The 21,239-nt window shown below is 66.3% G+C and carries 19 protein-coding genes and 2 tRNA genes; 7 read left to right on the top strand and 14 right to left on the bottom strand.

Features of this window, described 5'->3' with window-relative positions; all coding sequences use genetic code 11:
- Position 1: 1 nt before the first annotated feature.
- The 4 genes from atpD to VKZ87_RS04680 are packed head-to-tail and all read right to left on the bottom strand — an operon-like array spanning position 2 to position 4,472.
- Entirely contained in the window at positions 2–1,426 is a 1,425-nt protein-coding gene (atpD, locus tag VKZ87_RS04695; RefSeq protein ID WP_324220088.1) for a F0F1 ATP synthase subunit beta, read from the bottom strand.
- 45 nt (positions 1,427–1,471) lie between these two features.
- Positions 1,472–2,362 (bottom strand): F0F1 ATP synthase subunit gamma, encoded by an 891-nt coding sequence (locus VKZ87_RS04690; protein WP_324220087.1) that lies wholly within the window; start codon positions 2,360–2,362, stop codon positions 1,472–1,474.
- Between the two features lie 23 nt (positions 2,363–2,385).
- Complete coding sequence (atpA, locus tag VKZ87_RS04685) at positions 2,386–3,915, bottom strand: F0F1 ATP synthase subunit alpha (protein ID WP_324220086.1); 1,530 nt, start codon at positions 3,913–3,915, stop codon at positions 2,386–2,388.
- Positions 3,915–4,472: a F0F1 ATP synthase subunit delta gene (locus tag VKZ87_RS04680; protein WP_324220085.1), complete on the bottom strand. Its 558-nt coding sequence runs from the start codon at positions 4,470–4,472 to the stop codon at positions 3,915–3,917. Before VKZ87_RS04680 ends, atpA begins: the two co-directional genes overlap by 1 nt.
- Positions 4,473–4,770: 298 nt before the next feature.
- On the opposite strand from VKZ87_RS04680, the gene VKZ87_RS04675 reads away from it, so the two are divergent.
- Complete coding sequence (locus VKZ87_RS04675) at positions 4,771–5,418, top strand: HAD family hydrolase (RefSeq protein ID WP_324220084.1); 648 nt, start codon at positions 4,771–4,773, stop codon at positions 5,416–5,418.
- A 267-nt stretch (positions 5,419–5,685) separates the two neighbouring features.
- Here VKZ87_RS04675 and VKZ87_RS04670 read toward each other — a convergent pair whose 3' ends face one another.
- From VKZ87_RS04670 to trxB, 3 genes are read right to left on the bottom strand one after another with little or no spacing between them, the layout of a single operon-like run.
- Positions 5,686–7,908: a PAS domain-containing sensor histidine kinase gene (locus VKZ87_RS04670; protein ID WP_324220083.1), complete on the bottom strand. Its 2,223-nt coding sequence runs from the start codon at positions 7,906–7,908 to the stop codon at positions 5,686–5,688.
- Between the two features lies 1 nt (position 7,909).
- Positions 7,910–8,797: a LysR family transcriptional regulator gene (locus tag VKZ87_RS04665; RefSeq protein WP_324220110.1), complete on the bottom strand. Its 888-nt coding sequence runs from the start codon at positions 8,795–8,797 to the stop codon at positions 7,910–7,912.
- A gap of 46 nt (positions 8,798–8,843) precedes the next feature.
- Positions 8,844–9,812: a thioredoxin-disulfide reductase gene (trxB, locus tag VKZ87_RS04660; RefSeq protein WP_324220082.1), complete on the bottom strand. Its 969-nt coding sequence runs from the start codon at positions 9,810–9,812 to the stop codon at positions 8,844–8,846.
- Positions 9,813–10,118: 306 nt separating this feature from the next.
- On the opposite strand from trxB, the gene VKZ87_RS04655 reads away from it, so the two are divergent.
- Positions 10,119–10,616 carry an Lrp/AsnC family transcriptional regulator gene (locus VKZ87_RS04655; protein ID WP_324220081.1) on the top strand — a complete coding sequence of 166 codons (498 nt, stop codon included), beginning with the start codon at positions 10,119–10,121 and terminating at the stop codon, positions 10,614–10,616.
- A 215-nt stretch (positions 10,617–10,831) separates the two neighbouring features.
- On the opposite strand, the gene VKZ87_RS04650 is transcribed toward VKZ87_RS04655, so the two are convergent.
- Positions 10,832–10,907: transfer RNA gene (locus tag VKZ87_RS04650), tRNA-Glu, on the bottom strand.
- A 268-nt stretch (positions 10,908–11,175) separates the two neighbouring features.
- On the opposite strand from VKZ87_RS04650, the gene VKZ87_RS04645 reads away from it, so the two are divergent.
- Both VKZ87_RS04645 and VKZ87_RS04640 read left to right on the top strand, forming a co-directional pair.
- A tRNA-Gly gene (locus VKZ87_RS04645) sits at positions 11,176–11,250 on the top strand.
- 25 nt (positions 11,251–11,275) lie between these two features.
- The gene (locus VKZ87_RS04640; protein WP_324220080.1) at positions 11,276–11,827 is read left to right on the top strand and encodes a TspO/MBR family protein; all 552 of its coding nucleotides are present in this window, start codon (positions 11,276–11,278) and stop codon (positions 11,825–11,827) included.
- On the opposite strand, the gene VKZ87_RS04635 is transcribed toward VKZ87_RS04640, so the two are convergent.
- From VKZ87_RS04635 to VKZ87_RS04625, 3 genes are all read right to left on the bottom strand, one after another.
- On the bottom strand, positions 11,824–12,369 hold the full coding sequence (locus VKZ87_RS04635; protein ID WP_324220079.1) for a hypothetical protein: 546 nt from the start codon (positions 12,367–12,369) through the stop codon (positions 11,824–11,826). The two genes, VKZ87_RS04640 and VKZ87_RS04635, sit on opposite strands and share 4 nt — an antisense overlap.
- 213 nt (positions 12,370–12,582) lie before the next feature.
- Complete coding sequence (locus VKZ87_RS04630; RefSeq protein WP_324220078.1) at positions 12,583–13,536, bottom strand: mechanosensitive ion channel family protein; 954 nt, start codon at positions 13,534–13,536, stop codon at positions 12,583–12,585.
- A 423-nt stretch (positions 13,537–13,959) separates the two neighbouring features.
- Positions 13,960–14,688, bottom strand: coding sequence for a sulfite exporter TauE/SafE family protein (locus VKZ87_RS04625; protein WP_324220077.1), 729 nt, complete (start codon positions 14,686–14,688; stop codon positions 13,960–13,962).
- Positions 14,689–14,836: 148 nt separating this feature from the next.
- Here VKZ87_RS04625 and hrcA point away from each other — a divergent pair, with 148 nt between their 5' ends.
- Both hrcA and grpE read left to right on the top strand, forming a co-directional pair.
- A complete protein-coding gene (hrcA, locus tag VKZ87_RS04620) occupies positions 14,837–15,871 on the top strand; it encodes a heat-inducible transcriptional repressor HrcA (RefSeq protein ID WP_324220109.1) in 1,035 nt (344 codons plus the stop codon).
- A gap of 95 nt (positions 15,872–15,966) precedes the next feature.
- A complete protein-coding gene (grpE, locus tag VKZ87_RS04615; RefSeq protein WP_324220076.1) occupies positions 15,967–16,584 on the top strand; it encodes a nucleotide exchange factor GrpE in 618 nt (205 codons plus the stop codon).
- Between the two features lie 60 nt (positions 16,585–16,644).
- Here the strand turns inward: grpE and VKZ87_RS04610 are convergent, their stop codons facing one another.
- From VKZ87_RS04610 to rarD, 3 genes are all read right to left on the bottom strand, one after another.
- Positions 16,645–17,268: an alpha-ketoglutarate-dependent dioxygenase AlkB gene (locus VKZ87_RS04610; protein WP_324220075.1), complete on the bottom strand. Its 624-nt coding sequence runs from the start codon at positions 17,266–17,268 to the stop codon at positions 16,645–16,647.
- A 59-nt stretch (positions 17,269–17,327) separates the two neighbouring features.
- Positions 17,328–18,053, bottom strand: coding sequence for a bifunctional nicotinamidase/pyrazinamidase (pncA, locus tag VKZ87_RS04605; RefSeq protein WP_324220074.1), 726 nt, complete (start codon positions 18,051–18,053; stop codon positions 17,328–17,330).
- Between the two features lie 102 nt (positions 18,054–18,155).
- Positions 18,156–19,079 (bottom strand): EamA family transporter RarD, encoded by a 924-nt coding sequence (rarD, locus tag VKZ87_RS04600; RefSeq protein WP_324220073.1) that lies wholly within the window; start codon positions 19,077–19,079, stop codon positions 18,156–18,158.
- Positions 19,080–19,294: 215 nt separating this feature from the next.
- Here rarD and dnaK point away from each other — a divergent pair, with 215 nt between their 5' ends.
- Positions 19,295–21,217, top strand: coding sequence for a molecular chaperone DnaK (gene dnaK, locus VKZ87_RS04595; RefSeq protein WP_414655623.1), 1,923 nt, complete (start codon positions 19,295–19,297; stop codon positions 21,215–21,217).
- Positions 21,218–21,239 lie beyond the last annotated feature (22 nt).

The raw sequence follows: 21,239 nt of genomic DNA, 5'->3' as shown, positions 1-21,239 counted from the left end.
ATCAGGCCGCCTCGGCAGCCATCTTCTTGGCCTTGGCCACCGCCTCGTCGATGGTGCCGACCATGTAGAAGGCGGCTTCCGGCAGATGGTCGTGCTTGCCTTCGGTGATTTCCTTGAAGCCGCGGATCGTCTCGGCCAGCGGAACCTGCACGCCCGGTGAACCGGTGAAGACCTGCGCCACGTCGAACGGCTGCGACAGGAAACGCTGGATCTTGCGGGCGCGGGCGACGGTGAGCTTGTCCTCTTCCGAAAGCTCGTCCATGCCCAGGATCGCGATGATGTCCTGCAGCGACTTGTAGCTCTGCAGGATCGTCTGCACGCGGCGGGCAACCTCGTAATGCTCCTCGCCGACGATGCGCGGATCAAGGATGCGCGAGGTCGAGTCGAGCGGGTCGACGGCCGGATAGATGCCGAGCTCGGCGATCTGGCGCGACAGCACGGTGGTCGCGTCAAGGTGCGCGAACGAGGTGGCCGGCGCCGGGTCGGTCAGGTCGTCGGCCGGCACGTAAATGGCCTGCACCGAGGTGATCGAACCCTTGTTGGTCGAGGTGATGCGCTCCTGCAGGGCGCCCATGTCGGTGGCCAGCGTCGGCTGGTAACCCACCGCCGAGGGGATGCGGCCGAGCAGCGCCGACATTTCCGAACCCGCCTGGGTGAAGCGGAAGATGTTGTCGACGAAGAACAGCACGTCCTGGCCTTCCTGGTCGCGGAAGTATTCCGCCAGCGTCAGGCCGGTCAGCGCGACGCGGGCGCGGGCACCCGGCGGTTCGTTCATCTGGCCGTACACCAGCGCCACCTTCGAGCCCGGGCCGTCGGTCTTGATGACGCCCGATTCCATCATCTCGTGGTAGAGGTCGTTACCCTCGCGGGTACGCTCGCCGACGCCGGCGAACACCGAGTAGCCGCCGTGGGTCTTCGCGATGTTGTTGATCAGCTCCATGATCAGCACGGTCTTGCCGACGCCCGCGCCGCCGAACAGGCCGATCTTGCCGCCCTTGGCGTAGGGCGCGAGCAGGTCGACGACCTTGATGCCGGTGACCAGCACCTTCTGCTCGGTCGACTGGTCGACGTATTCCGGCGCCGGCGCATGGATCGGAGCGGCCTGCTTGGCGTTGATCGGGCCGCGCTCGTCGATCGGCTGGCCGATCACGTTGATGATGCGGCCGAGCGTCTCCGGGCCCACCGGCACCGAGATCGGCGCACCGGTATCGGTGACTTCCATGCCGCGCACCAGACCGTCGGTCGAATCCATGGCGATGGTGCGGACGGTGTTCTCGCCCAGATGCTGCGCCACCTCGAGGACCAGATGGTTGCCCTGGTTGGTGCAATGCAGCGCGTTCAGGATCGCCGGCAGCGTGCCCTCGAACTGCACGTCGACGACCGCGCCGATGACCTGGGTGATGCGACCCGTCTTGTTGGTAGCCATGATGCTGCTCCGCTCTCTCTGTTCCTTCTGTCCGGTACGCGCCGCTTAGACGGCCTCGGCGCCGGAGATGATTTCAATCAGTTCCTTGGTGATCTGCGCCTGACGCGACCGGTTGTAGACCGTCGTCAGCTTCTTGATCATTTCGCCGGCATTGCGCGTCGCATTGTCCATCGCGGTCATGCGGGCGCCCTGCTCGGAAGCCGCATTCTCCAGCAGCGCCCGGTAGACCTGCACCGACAGGTTCCGCGGCAGCAGCTGCAGCAGAATGGCTTCCTCGTCCGGCTCGTACTCGTAGATCGCGCCGCCGAGATCCGGACCGGGCTCGACATTGTCATTGCCGCCAACCATGGCGGGAATGATCTGTTGCACGGTCGGAACCTGGCTGATCACCGACTTGAAGTTGTTGAAGAAGATATGGGCGACGTCGAACTGGCCCTCGTCGTAGAGCGCCAGCAGGCGGTCGGCGATCTCCTGCGCTTCCGCGAAACCGACCCTCTTGACCTTGGAGAGGTCGAGGGTATCGACGATCTTCGCGGCATGGTCGCGACGCAGCTGGTCGCGGCCCTTCTTGCCGACGCAGAGGATCTTCACCGTCTTGCCCTGGGCGGTCAGCTCTTCGATCTTGCGCCGCGCGAGCTTGACGATCGAGGAGTTGAAAGCGCCGCAGAGGCCGCGTTCGGCGGTGGCAACGACCAGCAGATGCACCTGGTCGCTGCCGGTGCCCACCAGCAGCTTCGGCGCGTTCTCGGCGCCCGCCTGGCCGGCGGCCAGCGAGGACAGGATCTGCGCCATGCGCTCGGCGTAAGGACGGGCCTGTTCGGCCGCCTCCTGGGCGCGGCGCAGCTTGCTGGCTGCCACCATCTTCATCGCCTTCGTGATCTTCTGGGTCGATTTGACCGAGTTGATCCGAATGCGCAGGGACTTGAGGCTAGGCATAACGCGCTACCCTTCGTTTGCGATCAGGCGAAGGTCTTGGCGAGCTCGTCGAGCACGGCCTTCAGCTTGGTCTCGATCTCCGGCGTGATCGCCTGGGCGTTGCGGATGTCCTCCAGGATGTCGGCATGCTTGCCGCGCACCAGGCCGAGCAGGCTCTGCTCGAAGCGGCCGACATCGCCGACCGGGATCTTGTCGAGATAGCCGCGCACGCCGGCGAAAATCGACACCACCTGCTCTTCCACCGGCAGCGGCTGGTACTGCGGCTGCTTCAGCAGTTCGGTCAGGCGGGCACCGCGGTTCAGCAGGCGCTGGGTGGCGGGGTCGAGGTCGGAACCGAACTGGGCGAAGGCCGCCATCTCGCGGTACTGCGCCAGCTCCAGCTTGATCGTGCCGGCCACCTGCTTCATCGCCTTGATCTGCGCGGCCGAGCCGACGCGGCTGACCGAGAGGCCGACGTTAATCGCCGGGCGGATGCCGCGGTAGAACAGGTCGGTCTCGAGGAAGATCTGGCCGTCGGTGATCGAGATCACGTTGGTCGGGATGTAGGCCGAGACGTCGCCGGCCTGGGTCTCGATGACCGGCAGCGCGGTCAGCGAACCGGCGCCGTTCTTGTCGTTCATCTTCGCGGCGCGTTCCAGCAGGCGCGAATGGATGTAGAAGACGTCGCCCGGATAGGCTTCGCGGCCCGGCGGACGGCGCAGCAGCAGCGACATCTGGCGGTAGGCGACGGCCTGCTTGGACAGATCGTCATAGATGATCAGGGCATGCATGCCGTTGTCGCGGAAGTATTCGCCCATGGCGCAGCCGGCATAGGGCGCCAGGAACTGCAGCGGTGCCGGCTCCGACGCGGTGGCGGCCACGACGATGGAGTATTCCATCGCGCCGGCCTCTTCCAGCGTCTTTACCACCTGCGCGACGGTCGAGCGCTTCTGGCCGACCGCGACATAGATGCAGTACAGCTTCTTCTTCTCGTCGCCCGAGGCGTTGATCGGCTTCTGGTTCAGGATGGTATCGACGGCGACGGCGGTCTTGCCGGTCTGGCGGTCGCCGATGATCAGCTCGCGCTGGCCGCGGCCGACGGGCACCAGCGCGTCGAGCGCCTTCAGGCCGGTCTGCATCGGCTCGTGCACCGACTTGCGCGGGATGATGCCCGGCGCCTTCACTTCCACGCGGGCGCGGGTCACGTCGGTCAGCGGGCCCTTGCCGTCGATCGGATTGCCGAGCGCGTCGACCACGCGGCCGAGCAGGCCCTTGCCGACCGGAACGTCGACGATGGCGCCGGTGCGCTTGACGGTGTCGCCTTCCTTGATGCCGCTGTCGTCACCGAAGATCACGACGCCGACATTGTCGGATTCAAGGTTCAGGGCCATGCCCTTGACGCCACCCGGGAACTCGACCATCTCGCCGGCCTGGACCTTGTCGAGGCCGTAGACGCGGGCGATGCCGTCACCGACGCTGAGCACCTGGCCGACTTCCGAGACTTCGGCTTCGGCGCCGAAATTCTTGATCTGCGTCTTCAGGATTTCCGAAATTTCTGCGGCGCGGATGTCCATCACGCAACACCTTTCATGGCGGACTTGAGGTTATTGAGCTTCGTGCGGATCGAGGCATCGATCATGCGCGAACCGAGTTTGACGACCAGGCCGCCAATCAGGCCGGGATCGACCTTGGCGTTGATCACGACATTGCCGGCGGCAACCGACGACAACGAAGACTTGAGCTGCTGCAGCTGCTCGTCATTGAGCGGCACCGCAGACGTGACCTCGGCCAGCGCCTCGCCACGATGGTGACTGAGCAGGCTGCGGAAGTCTCGGATGATGTCGCTGAGCGCGAAAAGCCGGCGGTTCTGCGCCGTCACCCCGAGGAAGCGGCGGACCAGGTCCTGCAGCCCGGCGCGCTCGGCCACGGCGGCGATCGCCCGGGCCTGCTCCTCGCGGCTGAAGGCCGGCGACCGCACGAGGCGGGTCAGATCGGCGGATTCGGCCAGCATGGCCGACAATGTGTCGAGATCCTTGGCGACGGCATCGAGCTGGCCGGCCTCGCGCGCCAGATCAAACAGCGCAGTCGCATAGCGGCCGGCGATGCCGGAGACGATGGTTTCCTGAGCCACGAACGACCCTTCTTCTTATTACCGCCGGCACATCGGACCGGAGACGGACGGTAATCCTCCGCCCTGTCCCCAACGCGCCCCGGCGCATCGCGTAAGGCTTTGACTAACCTGGGGAATTGGCACGCATTGGCCGCGTCTCCGCGACCCCTGGCGCGAAAGCCGCGTTTACCTAGCATAAGGGTATAGGCGGTGCAACAGCGACGCCCCCACCCCTTTGCGCGGAATTGTCGCAGTCTTTGGTCGCAGATCCGCCCGGGCCGGGTGACGGAGGCCGGCCCGATCCGCTATGCAGCCCTTCATGGCCTTCGACCTCGTCATTTTCGACATGGACGGCACGCTGGTGGACAGCGAGCCGATCGCGAATCGCGTTTTCTACGAAAAGCTTGTGGCGCTGGGGCTGGATCCGCGCTTCGACGAGGCCCAGGTCGCCCATGATCTCACCGGACTGAGCCTGCCGAGCTGTTTCCGGCTGGTGCGGGAGCGCTACGGGCTGGCCCTGCCGGGGGATTTCGAGGCCGACCTGCAGGCCGAGACTTTCCGGCGCTTCGGGGCCGAACTGAGGGCGATCGAGGGGGCCGCCGAGCTGCTGGAGCAGGTGCACAGGCCGAAATGCATCGCCTCCTCCTCCGATCTGGACAAGATCGCCCTGAGTCTGGAGCTCTGCGGGCTGGCGGGGCATTTCCCGCACCGGTTCTCCGCCCGGCAGGTCGCCCGGGGCAAGCCGGAACCGGACCTGTTCCTGTTCGCCGCCGGAGAGATGGGCGCCGCGCCGGCGCGCTGCGCCGTAGTGGAAGACAGCCTGCCTGGGGCAACGGCGGGAATCCGTGCCGGCATGACGGTTTTCGCCTTCCGGCCGGAACAGCCGGATCGCCACGAGGCGGCTTTCCGCGATCTCGGCTGCCGCATCGTCCGCCGCCTGGGCGACCTCGCGCCGCTGCTGGCCTGAGGGCGGCGGGCAAAAAAAAGCCGGCCTGGAAACCAGGCCGGCAAGTCTTAACAGGGAGGCTCCGCGCGAGACGCGCGGAAGGCCGAAATAGCGGGGGAGCTATCGCGGCCGAAGTTTCTGGCCGGGGCCAAAAACTCGTAGAAGATGCTGCGACGCAACATCTGACAGGAAGTGATGTAAGCCCTGCGCCGCCTTTTGAGAATCCGCGAATAGTCAAGCCAGCCATGCGGCTGTTGCATAACTGACCGGTGATTTATTTCGCAGCTATTACAGCAGCTTGCCGGGGAGTGCCATTTCGGGGGCGGCCGGGAAATGGAGCCGGACGGTGGTGCCGCGGCCCACCACGCTGTCGATTTCCAGCCGCCCCTGGTGCAATTCGATCAGGGCCTTCACCAGGGGCAGCCCCAGGCCGGTCCCACGCATCTGCGAAACCAGCGCCGAATCGATACGGCCGAAGGGCTCCAGCGCCTTTTCCAGGTCGGCATCGCTCATGCCGACGCCCGTATCGGTCACCTCCACCACCCCGCCGCCGCAGCCGTCCGGCAGAAAGCGGATGCCGGCGCTGCCGCCGGACGGGGTGTACTTGACCGCATTGGAGAGCAGGTTGACCAGCATCTGCTTGGCCAGCCGCTCGTCGGCAAACAGTGTGGCGTCCTCGGCGCCCGGCTCGACCTGCAGGGTCACCATGCGGTCGGCCGCCAGCGGGCGCAGCAGGGTCAGGCAGTCCGAGGCCAGCTTCGACCAGACCACCGGCTCGGGCGTCAGCTTCATCTTGCCCGCCTCGACCTTGGAAAGGTCGAGGATGTCGTCGATCACCGAGAGCAGATGCCTGCCCGCGGCCAGGATGTCCTTGGCATAACGGTCGTATTGGGGCACGCCGGACGGGCCGAGCAGCTGCAGCGCCATGATCTCGGAAAAACCGTTGATCGCGTTGAGCGGCGTGCGCAGCTCATGGCTCATATGGGCGAGGAACTGGGACTTGGCGCGGTTGGCGTATTCGGCTTCCTGGTGTGCCTTGATCGCGGCCTGGCGCGCGGCTTCCAGCGTCTCGCCGCGGGCGGCCAGCGCTTCCGCCTGCGCGGCCAGATTCTCGTTCGCCTCGCGCAGCTCCCGCTCGCGCTGCTTCAGCTCGCTGATATCGGTGATCAGCGATGCCGTGCCGCCCGAGGTCAGGCGGAAATCGCGTATCTGCAGCCAGCGGCGGTCGCGGGTATCATAGAAGATATGCGGCTCGCCGAGGGCCGCCTTGAAGATGCGTTTGCGCGTCGCCAGCCAGTCGGGATAGTCGGTCCGCACCCCGGCGCGCTCCGGCGCCGGCCGGGAGGTCACCGAGCGCAGGCAGACCTCGTCATGGGTCATGCCGGTGCTGGCGGAAAGCGGCATGCCGATGATGTCGGCATAGGCCTTGTTGCAGATCACCATCCGCTCTTCCGCATCGAACAGCGCGACGCCGTCGGGCGCCACGGCCAGCGCGTCGCTCAGGCGCTGCTCGGCCACGCGCAGGCGCTCTTCCGAGGCGCGTTTGGCGGTGACGTCATTGACCACGACAAGGGCGCCGTCGTCGTCGCCGTAGCGCATCGGCACCGCGGCGATGGTGGCCCAGATCGCCCGGCCCTGCGCGGTCGCGATCTGCAGCTCTTCCTCGGGGCGCAGAAGCTCGGTGCCGAAAATGCGGTCGCGATGCGCCGGGTCCAGCACATAGCGCGGCGCGCCTTCGGCCGAGGCGGCATCGATACCGAACAGCTCCGCCGCCGGCCGGTTGCTGTAGAGAAAGGCGCCGTCGCTGCGGCGGATCACGACGATCGGAAAGGGCGCCGTGTCGAGGATCGAGCGCAGGCGGAGCTGCGCCCGCTCGGCATCGGCGCCGCTGCGCGTGCGGTCCCGCAGCGTCACCCGCAGGCGCTCCACCAGTTCGGTGCTGCGGCGGAAGTAGCGGTTGAGGCGGATGGCGAAGGTGACCAGCACCATCAGCGCCATGGCAATGCAGGCGCCGAAGACCTGCATCTCCGGCGTGCCGGCCAGCAGGATGACGATCCCCGGCCCCCCGGCCAGCAGGGCAACGGTCACCGCAATCGTCAGCTGCACCGCCGTGGTCAGCGTCACGGCAATGGCGACGCCCGCAAGACAGACGAGCGCCAGCATCGGCCCCGGTTCGGGCGGAAGCGTGGCGATGACGCCGCACATCGCGCCGAGCAGCGCGCCGTTGAGGAAATAGACGGCATAGAGCCGAACCCACCACAGCCGCGCCCTCTCCCGCCGGCTGCGGTCAGCCAGCAGGCTCCGGTGGGTCACATATTGCAGCAGCAGGGCGACAACGGTCGCTGCGAGATATCCCCAGCGCCAGACATCCGCGATATAGCCGTCGAGAAGATACGCTATCCCGGCGGCCGCAACGAATTGCGCCACCATGTCCCAGGGGCGGCGTATCCTGGCCAGCAGTTCGTTGCGGCGGGACACGGTTCCGGGCGAGGACGCTGCTGGCACCACCATCTCAGTAATGCCAGTCGGCAACCTTGCGCAGCAGGAAGTCGCGGAACACGGCCAGCCGCTTGGTATTGCGCAATTCCTCCGGATAGACGAGGAACGTGTCGAAGCTGGGCCCGTCGATGTTCGGCAGCACGCGCACGATGCGCGGATTGCCTTCCACCATGTAATCGGGCAGCGCCGCGATACCCAGGCCGCTGGCCACCGCCTGCATCACGCCGTACACGTTGTTCACCGTCAGCACCGGCGCGCGCGGGCGGTCCGGGCTGCCGATCTCGAGCAGCCAGTTGATGTTGTTGAAATGCGCCGGCGCCTCCTCGCCGTAGACGATCAGCGCATGGTTATCGAGATCCTCGATGGTCTGCGGGGCGCCATGGCGGGTGACGTAATCCACCGAAGCGTAGACATGGTTATGCACGGTGATCAGCTTGCGGTAGACGAGATCCGCCTGGGTCGGCTTCCACATGCGGATCGCCACATCGGCCTCGCGCATGGAGAGATCGAGTTCGCGGTCGTCCACCACCATCTCGATGCGCAGGTCGGGATAGAGCTCGATGAATTCCTTCAGCCGCGGCGCCAGCCAGATCGTGCCGAAGGCGACCGTGGTGGTGACACAGAGCTCGCCGGTCGGCTTGTCCTTGGAATCGGCGATCATCGCCTCGGCCACCGCCAGCCGCGAGAAGATCTCGCGCGCGGTGCGGAACAGCAGTTCGCCCTGTTCGGTGAGAATCAGGCCGCGGGCATGCCGGTGAAACAGCGTCACATTGAGCTGTGCTTCCAGCGCGCCGATCTGGCGGCTCACGGCCGACTGGCTGAGGCCCAGCGTCTCACCGGCATGGGTGAGGCTGCCGGCTTCGGCAACGGCGTGGAAGATGCGCAGCTTGTCCCAGTCCAGCGCGGACATAGTACTCCCCCCGGCCCCCCGGCCGATATGGCCGGCGTCAGTCGGCCGCTTCGGCCGCCGGCTGCAGGTGATGCGCGAGGAACTTCTCGGCTTCCAGTGCGGCCATGCATCCGGTGCCCGCTGCGGTCACCGCCTGACGGTAGATCTTGTCCTGCACGTCGCCGGCGGCGAAGACGCCCGGGATCGCAGTCTGCGTCGTGCCCGGCTTGGTGGTGATGTAGCCTTCCGCATCGAGCGGCAGCTGGCCCTTGAACAGCTCGGTATTGGGCGTATGGCCGATGGCGATGAAGACGCCGTCGGTGGCGAGTTCCTGCGTGGCGCCGGTCTTCACGTTCTTCAGCCGCACGCCGGTGACGCCCCTGGGCTCCTCGTCGCCGAGAATCTCGTCGATGACATGATCCCAGACCACCTTGATCTTCGGATTGGCGAACAGCCGCTCCTGCAGGATCTTCTCGGCGCGGAAGCTGTCGCGCCGGTGCACCACGGTGACTTCACTGGCGTGGTTGGTCAGATACAGCGCCTCTTCCACGGCCGTGTTGCCGCCGCCGACCACGACTACCTTCTTGCCGCGGAAGAAGAAGCCGTCGCAGGTGGCGCAGGCCGAGACGCCGAAGCCCTGGAAGGTCTGCTCGCTCGGCAGGCCGAGCCAGCGCGCCTGGGCGCCGGTGGCGATGATCAGCGTGTCGGCGACATAGGTGTCACCGGAATCGCCCCTGGCCACGAAGGGCCGCTTCGAGAGATCCACCGAGACGATGTAGTCATGGATGATGGTGGTGCCGACATGCTGCGCCTGCGCCTCCATCTGCTGCATCAGCCAGGGTCCCTGGATGACCTCGGCGAAGCCCGGATAGTTCTCCACGTCGGTGGTGATGGTGAGCTGGCCGCCCGGCTGCAGCCCATGCACCATGATCGGCTTGAGCGAAGCGCGCGCGGCATAGATCGCGGCGGTCGCGCCGGCGGGGCCGGAGCCCAGTATCAGAACCTTGGTGCGGTGGGTGGTGGCCATGTCACATCAACTCCAGCCGCTGTCCAGGCGGCGCTGAAAACGATTTTAAATTATGGCAGCCGGGTCGCGACCTGCAAAGCCGCGACTCGGCAGCCTCCGGCGCTGTTAGATAACCGAAAACGTCCGCGCCGGCTGCACTTACCCCTTCCATATAGGGCGGGCGTCAACCTGCCGTTGGCGGTCCGGCCTGGCCTGCACGCCCCGGGCAGCACAAACAAATCGGCGCCGCCCCTTGGAAATCGGCTGCGGCTTATAATATTATTGCTTATAATATTATTACGCAAATCTCCACTGGCGAGAAATTCCATGCAACGAGTCAAGCTCGACCTGATCGATCGCAAGATCCTTGCCGACCTGCAGGCCGACGGGCGGATGACCAATGTGGAGCTTGCCCAGCGGGTCGGCATTTCGGCACCGCCCTGCCTGCGCCGGGTCCGCGCCCTCGAGGAGGCCGGCTACATCAAGGGCTACCATGCCGAGCTGAATCCGCAGCTGCTCGGCTACGGCGTTACCGTTTTCGCCATGGTCGGGCTGAACAGCCAGGCCGAGCATGACCTGGTGGCCTTCGAGCAGACCGTGGCCAACTGGCCGCAGGTGCGCGAATGCTACATGCTGGCCGGCGAGAACGATTTCATCCTGAAGATCGTCGCCCGCGACTGGGACGCCTATCAGACCTTCCTGACCCGCGAACTGACCGCCCTGCCCAACGTCGCCCATGTGAAGACGGCGCTCACCATCCGCAGCTCCAAGATGGAGCCAGGGGTGCCGGTCGACATGCCGGCCGAACAGGATGCGGCGGACTGAAGCCCCCGTCGAGGCTGCCGATCACGAAAATCGCGGTAAAGCCGGCCGCCACCGCCAGCGTCGAGGATTGCTGGCAGAAGCCCGCCCAGCGGCGAGGCGATCAAGGCGGCGGTGTCGAAGATCAGGTTTCCGGAAGCATCGCGGTCACGACACCGGCATCGCGCTGTCAGATGCGCGGACGAACTTCAGCCATATCGGGATGGAATGCCGGAAAATGGCGTCCCCACGGGGATTCGAACCCCGGTTTGCGCCGTGAGAGGGCGCCGTCCTAGGCCTCTAGACGATGGGGACCCATATGGCAGCCGGGCGGGCGGAAAAACCGTAGCCCCGGTGCGAGGCGCAACCCAATACAGGTAAGCCGGGGCCGGCGCAAGGGCCGTCGGAGCCCGCCGGAATCTCATAGGCAGGAAAATACCTTGCCCGGAACCGTGGCGCGCATGGCGGCGGGATTTTGTGCCACGAGACGCTTGCATCGGGAAAGCGGCTGGGTATATTGCGCGCCTGCAACCGGGCCCCTCCGGTTGCCCGGCGCTCCTTCGGGGCCGCCCGGATCTGTTGAGCGGGCGTAGCTCAGGGGTAGAGCACAACCTTGCCAAGGTTGGGGTCGTGAGTTCGAATCTCATCGCCCGCTCCATTTCCTCCGGAAAACCAGTTTCCTTGTGACCGGCGAACCGGCTGGGCGCGTCGCGTCCGGCATCTATCTCGTCTGCATGCGCACAGCTCCCGTCCCCGCCTTCGCCATGCCGAGCCTCGCCGCGCTCGGCGCATTCCTGGTTCTCTGTTTCGGCGTCGCCACCATCGGCGGCGCGATCACGTCGGACTCGGTGGCAACCTGGTATCCGACGCTCGCCAAGCCCGCCATCACGCCGCCCGCCATCGCCTTTCCGATCGTCTGGACGACCCTGTTCGCCCTGATGGCGATCGCCGCCTGGCTGGTCTGGCGCGCCAACGGGCTGCAGGGCGCACGCGGCGCGCTGCTGCTCTTCGCCCTGCAGCTGATGCTCAATCTCGGCTGGTCGGCGCTGTTCTTCGGCGCGCGGCAGATCGGCTGGGCGCTGGCGGAGCTGGTGCTGCTCTGGCTGGCGATCGCCGCCACCGCGCTTGCCTTCCGCCGCCATGATCGCCGGGCAGCCTGGCTGCTGCTGCCCTATCTCGCCTGGGTCAGCTATGCCGGACTGCTCAATGCGCTGATCTGGCAGGCCAACCGCTAGGCCGCGCGCGGACCGGGATCGTCATCATCGGGGCCCGGCGGTGTCGCAGCCATGCGCGCCGCCGACGGTTTGCTGCGGGGGCTGAACGCGACGACGCTGGACGGCGCTTCCTCCGTCGCGCCGGGCATCATCGCGAACTGCATCCGCTTGCGGATCACCGCTTCCGGCTGGCTGGACACCCAGTCGAGGCGGATGAATTCCTCGCGGCCGTCGGAGCGCTCGACGGTGATCGATTCGCCCGAAGGCAGGCCGAGCAATGCGAGGCCGCGCAGGGTGGTGACCGGCAGGGTGCGCTCCGAAAACACGTTCACGCCGCCATAGACCAGGGTGCGCCGGTCGGCGACGCCGTCGACCGTGAACTCCACGCGGCTGTTGATCGTCGCGACCTGGGGATCGATATCCTCCTGGAACACGACGGTGGCCGAGGACAGCTTCTGCCGCAGCAGGCGAAGGAAGGCATCGTCGTGACGCGTATCCTTCTCGAGCAGTTCCTGGAGGATGCTGAAATCCTTCGTTGTCAGCTGGCAACGGGGCTTGGACATGGCACATCTCCGCCGCGCCGCGCGATGCGCACGGCGCCAAGAGGCAGGATCCGCTTGTTTGGAGAAGTTCCCCTGGCCCCGGCGTGCGTCTCCTTGACGCCGCGCCAGGGGCTAGACGCCTGCGATGAGTCGGTTCGACCGCAGGGTCGGCTGGATCAGGGACGTGGCGCCGATCTGTTCCATGAGGTCAATCTGCCCCCTTCTGCCGCTTTGTCAAGCTGACGAAGCCGTGCGCAACTGAGGCCGCATTTCAACCGGTGCTTCCACCTGTGCCGGATGCGGCGTATCGCCGACCAGACGCAGGCGCGAATGCGGCGGCGCCAGGCCGCGTTCGCGGATCGCGGCATCGATCGCCGTGAGCACGGCATCGCGGCAATCGACGTCTTCCGCGAAACTCGGCACCCAGAACCGGACCGCATAGCGGATCCCGTCGGCATCGTAGGAAATCACCCGCACGTCCGGCGCCGGCGTGGTCAGGATGATCGAGGGCCGCGCGGCCGCCTCGGCCAGCAGCGCCTTTGCGGTGGCCACCGGCACGTCGTGATTGAGCAGGATCTGCACCTTGGTGCGGTAATGGCGGCGCGGCGCGCTGTAGTTGGTCAGCCGCTGCCGGGCGATCTGGCTGTTGGGCAGAATGGTGTAGGTATCGTCGCGCGACAGCAGGCGCGTGGTGCGCCAGCCGATCTCGACGATGCGGCCGCGGATCGTGCTGTCGATCTCCACCCAGTCGCCGATGCGGTAGGGCGCCTCGAGGCCGAGCGCGATGCCGGACAGGACGTCGGCCAGCGCGTTGCGGATGGCGAAACCCAGGATCGCGAGGACCAGGCCGGACCCAGCCAGCGCGCCGGTCACGGAATGCCCGAACACTAGGATGATGGTGGCGATCGCCGCGGCAACGAACAATGCCACCGAAACAAGCTCCTGGAGCAGCTTGGGCACGCGGCGGCGGTTGCTGCCGACGCGCTCGAGCGCGATGCCGATCAGCCGGCCGCCCAGCCAGGCGGCGGCGAAGTAGCTCGCGGCACCCGAAATTCCGCGCACGGCCTTGGCATCGACGCCGAGATTCAGGGCGTCGAAGGCCTGCTGGTGGAGAAGATAGATGCAGATGCTGGCGGCCGTCGTGATGGCAGGCCAGATGATCCGCCGGACCGTGCCTGGAACGCTCATGGCCTCTGGCTCCCGGATTGCGCGTTTGCGGCGCGCGACTCGTCCGCCGGCTGGTCCGTCTGCATGGGCAGGTTCCGGAAAATCGTCGGAACGGTGCCGAGCTGATGGACGGGACGGAAGCACCACGGGCAGCGCAATGCGGCCCGGGGCACGGTCTGGTTACACTGATCGCAGAAATAGGTCCGGAGACGGGCGGTCACGGCTGCAGCTCCCCATGCAGGACAAGGACATCACGCCAGAAGGCGGTTGCGGCTGTGCGAAAACCCGGAACGGAAGAGATATGCTTTCAGCAGATCGTCAGCGGCCGTTCCGGGACAAGACATGCGTCTCCCGGCAGGGCCCTGGCGGATATCGGAACGGCTGCTGCTGCATAGTTAAAGAGATGGGTACGAAACCGGTTAAATCAAGCACTGCTCATGCCGTTCAGAAGAGGCGCAGCAGGCTGGTGGCGATGATGATCACGCCGACGGCGATCATCAGTGCGCGGGTCGGGACGCGGCTGACCAGGAAGCCGCCGAGCGGTGCCGCCAGCACGCCGCCGATCACCAGCCCCAGGGCGGCATCGAGATCCGACCAGCCGAGATTGAGAATGAACACCGCCGAGATCGTCGCCGTGACGAGAAACTCGGTGAGATTGGTGGAACCGATCACCTTGCGCGGCTGCAGGCCGCGGCCGATCAGCGATCCGGTGACGATCGGCCCCCAGCCGCCGCCGCCCGCGGCATCGAGGATTCCGCCGCCCAGGCCGACGCCGGGCACCAGCGGGCCGCGGATCTCGGCCGGCCAGAGCGGCCGGAAGGCCTTGAACAGGATGAAGCAGCCGAGCCCGATCAGGTAGAGCGACACCACCGGCGCGATAACCTTGCCGTCGACATTGGAGAGCAGATAGGCGCCGATCGCGCCACCGGTCATGCCGGCCAGGGCCAACCGGCGCACCAGCCGCCAGTCCACATTGCGGTGATAGACATGCGAGGCGCCCGAAGCGGCGGTGGTGAAGATCTCGGCGATATGGGTAATGGCGCTGGCGGTCGCTGGCGGCACCCCGAAGGCCAGCATGCTGGTGGTCGACAGCAGGCCGAAAGCCATGCCGAGCGCCCCGTCCACCAGCTGCGCGAAGAAGCCGATGGCGATGAACACGAAGATGTCGGGCATGCCCCCTCCTGCCGGCCATTCGGGCAAAAAACCCGCCGGCCGCAAGTTTCGTTCATTGCCGGCCGTCTTTCCAGACGGACCGCACGGCTGCAACCGGGGGTTCTGCGATGCCGTTGACGGGGGCGGAAGAGCTTCTTAATTGTGGGTCATGATCCAGGAGATGAGCCTGCGCAGCCGGGAAATCCTCCGGCTGGTTGTCGAGACCTACATGGCGACCGGCGAGCCCGTCGGCTCGCGCGTTCTCTCGAAGAAACTGGAACACAAGCTGTCGCCGGCCAGCATCCGCAACACCATGGCGGATCTCGAGGAGGCCGGGCTGCTTTTCTCGCCCCATACCTCCGCCGGAAGGCTGCCGACCGAATCCGGCTTGCGGCTGTTCGTCGACGGCCTGCTGCAGGTGGGCGATCTCACCCAGGACGAGCGCGAGTCGATCCAGAGCCGCTGCGCGGCATCCGGCCGCGGCTTCCAGGAAGTGCTGACCGAGGCGACGACCGCGCTGTCCGGCCTGTCGGGCCATGCCGGTCTGGTGGTGGCGCCGAAGGCCGACGAGCCGCTGCGCCACGTGGAATTCGTTCCGCTCGGTCCGGGCAAGGCGCTGGTGGTGATGGTGTCCGAATCCGGCCAGGTGGAAAACCGGATGCTGGAAATGCCGATGGGCATGACCGCTTCGGCGCTGGCCGAGGCCGGGCAGTTCCTTTCGCAGCGGCTGAAGGGCCGCACCATGGGCGAGGCACGCGACGAGATCCTGACCGAACTGCAGGCGCGCCGCGCCGAACTCGACCAGCTGGCCGCCCGCGTCGTCGAGGCCGGCCTTGCCGTCTGGGGCGGCGAATCCGAGCGCGGCACCCTGATCGTGCGCGGCAGCGCCAATCTGCTGGGTGACGTCGCCGCCATCGCCGACCTCGAGCGGATCCGCAATCTGATGGAAGAGCTCGAGAACACCGAGGAGATGCTGCGGCTGATCGAGCTGACCCAGGGCAGCGAGGGCGTGCGCATCTTCATCGGCTCGGAGAACACGCTGTTCCGCCGCGCCGGCTGTTCGCTGATCGTGGCCCCGCTGCAGAACCAGCAGCAGCGCATCGTCGGCGCCATCGGCGTGATCGGCCCGACACGGATGAATTACGCCCGGGTGGTGCCGATGGTGGATTTCACCGCCCAGGTGGTCGGGCGCCTGATCGGCTGACCGGCGCCCGGCCGAGATCACAGGGCATTTCACCCCCGCCCCCTTTCAATTCCAGCCTGTAATCCGTATATGACCGGCTGTTGCAAGGACAGATCATGACCCAGACCGAACGACAGACTCCCGCAGACGATCAGGTTTCCGCACAGAACGGGCAGCCTGCCGAACCCGCTGCCGCTCCCGGCCCCGCCGTCGAGACCGATCTGGCCGCCGAGCTCGCCAAGGCCCAGGCGGAGATCGCCGAGCTGAAGGATCAGGTCCTCCGGTCGCTGGCCGATGCGGAGAATCTGCGCCGCCGGCTGGAGCGCGAAAAGGAAGACGCGGTGAAGTTCGCCGCGAGCAAATTCGCCAAGGATGTGCTCAGCGTCGCCGACAACCTGCGCCGCGCGCTCGACAGCGCGCCGAAGGACAGCGGCGACGAGGTGACGAAGAATCTGGTGATCGGCGTCGAGGCCACCGAACGCGAGCTGCTCAGCGTGTTCGAGCGCCACGGCATCACCCGCATCGACCCCCAGGGCCAGCGTTTCGACCCCAACCTGCACCAGGCGATGTTCGAGATCGAGGATCCGAATGTCGCCGCCGGCACCGTGCTGCAGGTGATCACCGCCGGCTATGTCCAGCATGGCCGGCTGCTGCGCGCGGCCATGGTCGGCGTCTCCAAGGGCGGCCCGCAGCCCGAGGCCCAGCCCGGCCAGACGGTGAATACGCAGGCGTAATCCAGCGGATCCAGATAATGAAGACCGTCATGCCCGGGCCTCGTCCCGGGCATGATCTTTTTAATCCGCCTTCGTCACCCGCCGCAGGGTGAGATTGATGCGCCCGCCGCCGGGAACCAGGCGGCTGCTGCCCTCCAGCACCCGATCGACGCCGTGGAAGGCCATGCGCGCCGGACCTCCAAGCACGCAGACATCGCCGGAACTGAGCCGCAGCGAGCGTGTCGGGCCTTTCCGCGTATCGCCGCCGATGCGGAACACCGCCGTGTCGCCCAGCGAGATCGACACCACCGGCGCATCGAAATCCTGTTCGTCGCGGTCCTGGTGCAGGCCCATCCTGGCGCTTCCGCGATAGAGGTTGATCAGGCAGCATTCCGGCGGGGCTGCATACGCCGCCACGGTCTGCCACACCGCCAGAGCTTCATCGGGAATCGCCGGCCAGGGCCGACCGGTTTCCGGGTGATGCCGGATGTAGCGATAGCCGCCGTCGCGGTCGGAATACCAGCCGAACCGTCCGGCATTGGTCATGGCCACGCTCATGCGCTGGCCGCTTTTCGGCATCGCCGCGTGGTAGGGCGGCGCCGCATTCTGCACGTCCAGCACGGCATCGAGCAGAGCACGCTGCTGCGCGGCGTCGAGAAAGCCGGGATAGAAGCGGAAGCCGTCAATGGCGTGCGGGGCGGACATGGCGCCAATCTGGCGCATTCCGCCCCGCTGTAAAGGCCCGTGCGTCAGGCCGGGGCGAGTCAGGCCGGGGCGAGATCGCCCGACTGGATGCGCTGGACGCCCGCCGCTTTCATCGCCTCCCAGGATTTCGCCAGCGAACCCTGGGTATCGATGCCGCGGCAGGCATCCTCGATCACGAAGGTCTCGAATTCCTGCTTGCGGGCGTCCATTGCCGTCCAGGCGACGCAGAAATCCGTCGCCAGACCGGCCACGAAGACGCGCTGGATGCCGCGCTGCTTCAGATAGCCGCCGAGTCCGGTCGAGGTCTTGCCGTCGGCCTCGGTAAACGCGGAGTAGCTGTCGACATCCTTGTGGAACCCCTTGCGGATGATGAGCTGCGCATGGGGAATGTCGAGGCCTTTCACCAACTGCGCGCCCTCGGTGCCCTGCACGCAGTGATCGGGCCAGAGGATCTGCTCGCCGTAAGGCAGGCTGATCACCTCGAAGGGCTTCCTGCCACCATGCTGGGACGCGAAGGAGACGTGATCCGGCGTATGCCAGTCCTGCGTCAGCACGACATTCCTGAAGGTTTTCGCGATGCGGTTGATCAGCGGCACGATCTGGTCGCCATCCTTCACCGCCAGGCTGCCGCCGGGCACGAAGCAGTTCTGCACGTCGACCACGATCAGCACGCTTTTAGCATCGACCGGGACTTTTCCGGCGGCCTGCGCCAGCGTGATGGAGGGAAACAACCCGGTGGACAGTCCGGCGCCCAGCGCCAGCATCATGTGACGTCTGTCGAGCATGGCACGCTCCCTGAGGATGGTTGCCCTGCAAGCAAACGCCCGGTGCAGGCGGGTGTCCAACGATTTTTCTGTTGCGGCAGTCCCGCGCAGCCCGCCTGAATCTCAGCCCGTCCTGCGGGCAATTCGCCAGGAATTCCAGCTGTAGATGGCAATCGCGCCCCAGATGCAGGCGAAAGCCACGGCATGGGCGTCGGTGAAGGCCTCCTCCCAGAGCAGGACGGCCAGCAGGAACTGCAGGCTCGGCGAGAGGAACTGGAGCAGGCTCATGGTGACCATGCGGAGCCGGCGCCAGCCGGCCGCGAACAGCACCAGCGGCGCGGCGGTGACGGGCCCGGCCATCACCAGCAGGAAAACCACCCAGCCATCCGCCGTCAGGTAACGGCCGCTCCCCTCGCCTCCGAGCCAGAGGAGATAGGCAATGGCGGCGGGAAACAGCACCAGGGTCTCGGTGGTCAGGCCGATCAGGCTGTCGAGCGGATACAGCTTGCGCAGCAGCGCATAGCCGCCCCAGCTGACGGCGATCATCAGCGCCAGCCAGATGCCGGAATCGGCCGCGCGCAGGATCAGCACGAATACCCCGGCCGCGGCCAGCGCGATGGCGCCCCATTGCAGCCGGCTCACCCGCTCCTTGAGCACGAGGCGGCCCAGCAGCATGGCGAAAAGCGGGTTGATGTAGTAGCCGAGGCTGCAGGCCATCACCTGCCCGCGGTCGATGGCCCAGACGAAAACCAGCCAGTTGCCCAGGAGGAAAACCGAGGTGGCGGCCAGCACCAGCCGCAGTTTCGCGTTGGTGAGCACCTGCCGCCACTCGCCGCCCTTGCCCAGAATCAGGACCAGACCGGCGCAGAGCAGGAAGGAAAACAGGATGCGGTGGGCGGTCAGCTCGAGCGGCGAGACCCCTGCCATGCCCACGGCCTTGAAATAGACCGGCGAGAGGCCCCAGAGGAAATAGCCGCCCAGGCCGTAGCCGATTCCGGCAAGGATCGTGCCGGACAGGCCGGATCGCGCGAGGGTTACTGGGGTCATTCTGGCCTCCTCCCGGCCCCGTTAACCAGTCCGGGCCGGCCCTGCAGGCCGGTTTGGCGGTGTTTACGCGGTGGCGAACGGACATTTTTTCGCCACACCCGTTGCGGGGGCGGCAGGGCACTCTTACATAGCCGGCGACACCATGAACCGGAAGGGGTCCGTCGCGGTGCTTCGGTTTTAGGCCGCCCCGGACCGCCAGCAATAAGGAGCGTAAAATGGCCAAAGTCATCGGTATCGACCTCGGCACGACAAATTCGTGCGTTGCCATCATGGATGGCAAGACTCCCAAGGTGATCGAGAATGCCGAGGGCGCGCGCACCACGCCGTCGATGGTCGCCTTCACCAAGGACAATGAGCGCCTGATCGGCCAGCCGGCGAAGCGCCAGGCCGTGACGAACCCGGAAAACACGCTGTTCGCCGTGAAGCGCCTGATCGGCCGCGCCTACAGCGACGATGCCACCCGCCGGTTCGCCGAAATGGTCCCCTACAAGGTGGCCAAGGGCGACAACGGCGACGCCTGGGTCGAAGCCCAGGACAAGAAATACAGCCCGAGCCAGGTCTCGGCTTTCATCCTGCAGAAGATGAAGGAAACCGCCGAGAGCTTCCTCGGCGAGAAGGTTACCCAGGCGGTGATCACCGTTCCCGCCTACTTCAACGACGCCCAGCGTCAGGCCACCAAGGATGCCGGCCGCATTGCCGGCCTTGAAGTGCTGCGCATCATCAACGAGCCGACCGCGGCCGCCCTTGCCTACGGCCTCGACAAGCAGGGCGACGGCAAGAAGATCGCTGTCTACGACCTGGGCGGCGGCACCTTCGACATCTCGATCCTCGAGATCGGCGACGGCGTCTTCGAGGTGCGTTCGACCAACGGCGACACCTTCCTCGGCGGCGAGGACTTCGACCTGCGGATCGTCGATTACCTGGCGACCGAGTTCAAGAAGGAGCAGGGCATCGACCTGCGCTCCGACCGCCTGGCGCTGCAGCGCCTGAAGGAAGCCGCCGAGAAGGCGAAGATCGAGCTGTCGTCCGCGACGCAGACCGAAATCAACCTGCCCTTCATCACCGCCGATGCCTCGGGTCCGAAGCATCTGGTGATGAAGCTGACCCGCGCCAAACTCGAAGCGCTGGTCGACGATCTCGTGCAGCGCACCATCGAGCCCTGCAAGAAGGCGCTCAAGGACGCCGATCTGTCGGCCGGCGACATCGACGAGGTGGTGCTGGTCGGCGGCATGACCCGCATGCCGAAGGTTATCGAGACGGTGAAGCAGCTGTTCGGTCGCGAGCCGCACAAGGGCGTCAACCCGGACGAGGTGGTCGCCATCGGCGCCGCCATCCAGGCCGGCGTGCTGCAGGGCGACGTCAAGGATGTGCTGCTGCTCGACGTGACCCCGCTGTCGCTCGGCATCGAAACCCTGGGCGGCGTGTTCACCAAGCTGATCGAGCGCAACACGACCATCCCGACCAAGAAGAGCCAGGTCTTCTCCACGGCCGAGGACAACCAGAATGCCGTGACGATCCGGGTCTTCCAGGGCGAGCGCGAAATGGCGGCGGACAACAAGCTGCTCGGCCAGTTCGACCTCGTCGGCATCCCGGCCGCGCCGCGCGGCGTGCCGCAGATCGAAGTGACCTTCGACATCGACGCCAACGGCATCGTGCATGTCTCGGCGAAGGACAAGGGCACCGGCAAGGAGCAGCAGATCCGCATCCAGGCCTCGGGTGGTCTGTCGGAAGACGACATCAAGCGGATGGTGAAGGAAGCCGAGGAACATGCCGCGGAAGACAAGAAGCGGCGTGAGGCGGTCGAGGTGAAGAACCAGGCCGAGGCGCTGATCCATGCCTCCGAGAAGACCATCGCCGATCTCGGCGACAAGGCTCCGGCTGCCGACAAGTCGGCTGTCGAGGCCGCCATCGCCGACCTGCGCAAGGCGATCGAGGCCAACGACGTGGATGGCATCAAGGCCAAGAGCCAGGCGCTCAGCCAGGCCTCGATGAAGCTCGGCGAGGCGCTCTACAAGAGCCAGGCCGACCAGGCTTCCGGCGGCACCGAGAGCACGGCCTCGGGCGGCGAGACCAAGACGGACGACACCGTGGTCGACGCCGATTTCGAGGAAGTGAAGGACGACAAGAAGAAGCAGTAACCGTTGCGATGAAGCCGGGCGC

Origin of the sequence: Ferrovibrio sp. (assembly GCF_035304305.1) — a bacterium.
In the GTDB taxonomy this organism is placed as follows: domain Bacteria; phylum Pseudomonadota; class Alphaproteobacteria; order Ferrovibrionales; family Ferrovibrionaceae; genus Ferrovibrio.
The sequence above is the reverse complement of the archived record's forward strand: the minus strand, read 5'-3'. Positions and strand labels throughout refer to the sequence as shown.

Coding starts and splice junctions, on each gene's coding strand:
- VKZ87_RS04690 (WP_324220087.1), bottom strand. CDS start 2,362: ATGCCTAGCCTCAAGTCCCTGCGCATTCGGATCAACTCGGTCAAATCG.
- VKZ87_RS04630 (WP_324220078.1), bottom strand. CDS start 13,536: ATGAGCGTTCCAGGCACGGTCCGGCGGATCATCTGGCCTGCCATCACG.
- VKZ87_RS04655 (WP_324220081.1), top strand. CDS start 10,119: ATGCAACGAGTCAAGCTCGACCTGATCGATCGCAAGATCCTTGCCGAC.
- VKZ87_RS04610 (WP_324220075.1), bottom strand. CDS start 17,268: ATGTCCGCCCCGCACGCCATTGACGGCTTCCGCTTCTATCCCGGCTTT.
- VKZ87_RS04670 (WP_324220083.1), bottom strand. CDS start 7,908: ATGGTGGTGCCAGCAGCGTCCTCGCCCGGAACCGTGTCCCGCCGCAAC.
- trxB (WP_324220082.1), bottom strand. CDS start 9,812: ATGGCCACCACCCACCGCACCAAGGTTCTGATACTGGGCTCCGGCCCC.
- atpD (WP_324220088.1), bottom strand. CDS start 1,426: ATGGCTACCAACAAGACGGGTCGCATCACCCAGGTCATCGGCGCGGTC.
- VKZ87_RS04635 (WP_324220079.1), bottom strand. CDS start 12,369: ATGTCCAAGCCCCGTTGCCAGCTGACAACGAAGGATTTCAGCATCCTC.
- rarD (WP_324220073.1), bottom strand. CDS start 19,079: ATGACCCCAGTAACCCTCGCGCGATCCGGCCTGTCCGGCACGATCCTT.
- VKZ87_RS04625 (WP_324220077.1), bottom strand. CDS start 14,688: ATGCCCGACATCTTCGTGTTCATCGCCATCGGCTTCTTCGCGCAGCTG.
- dnaK (WP_414655623.1), top strand. CDS start 19,295: ATGGCCAAAGTCATCGGTATCGACCTCGGCACGACAAATTCGTGCGTT.
- hrcA (WP_324220109.1), top strand. CDS start 14,837: ATGATCCAGGAGATGAGCCTGCGCAGCCGGGAAATCCTCCGGCTGGTT.
- pncA (WP_324220074.1), bottom strand. CDS start 18,053: ATGCTCGACAGACGTCACATGATGCTGGCGCTGGGCGCCGGACTGTCC.
- grpE (WP_324220076.1), top strand. CDS start 15,967: ATGACCCAGACCGAACGACAGACTCCCGCAGACGATCAGGTTTCCGCA.
- atpA (WP_324220086.1), bottom strand. CDS start 3,915: ATGGACATCCGCGCCGCAGAAATTTCGGAAATCCTGAAGACGCAGATC.
- VKZ87_RS04675 (WP_324220084.1), top strand. CDS start 4,771: ATGGCCTTCGACCTCGTCATTTTCGACATGGACGGCACGCTGGTGGAC.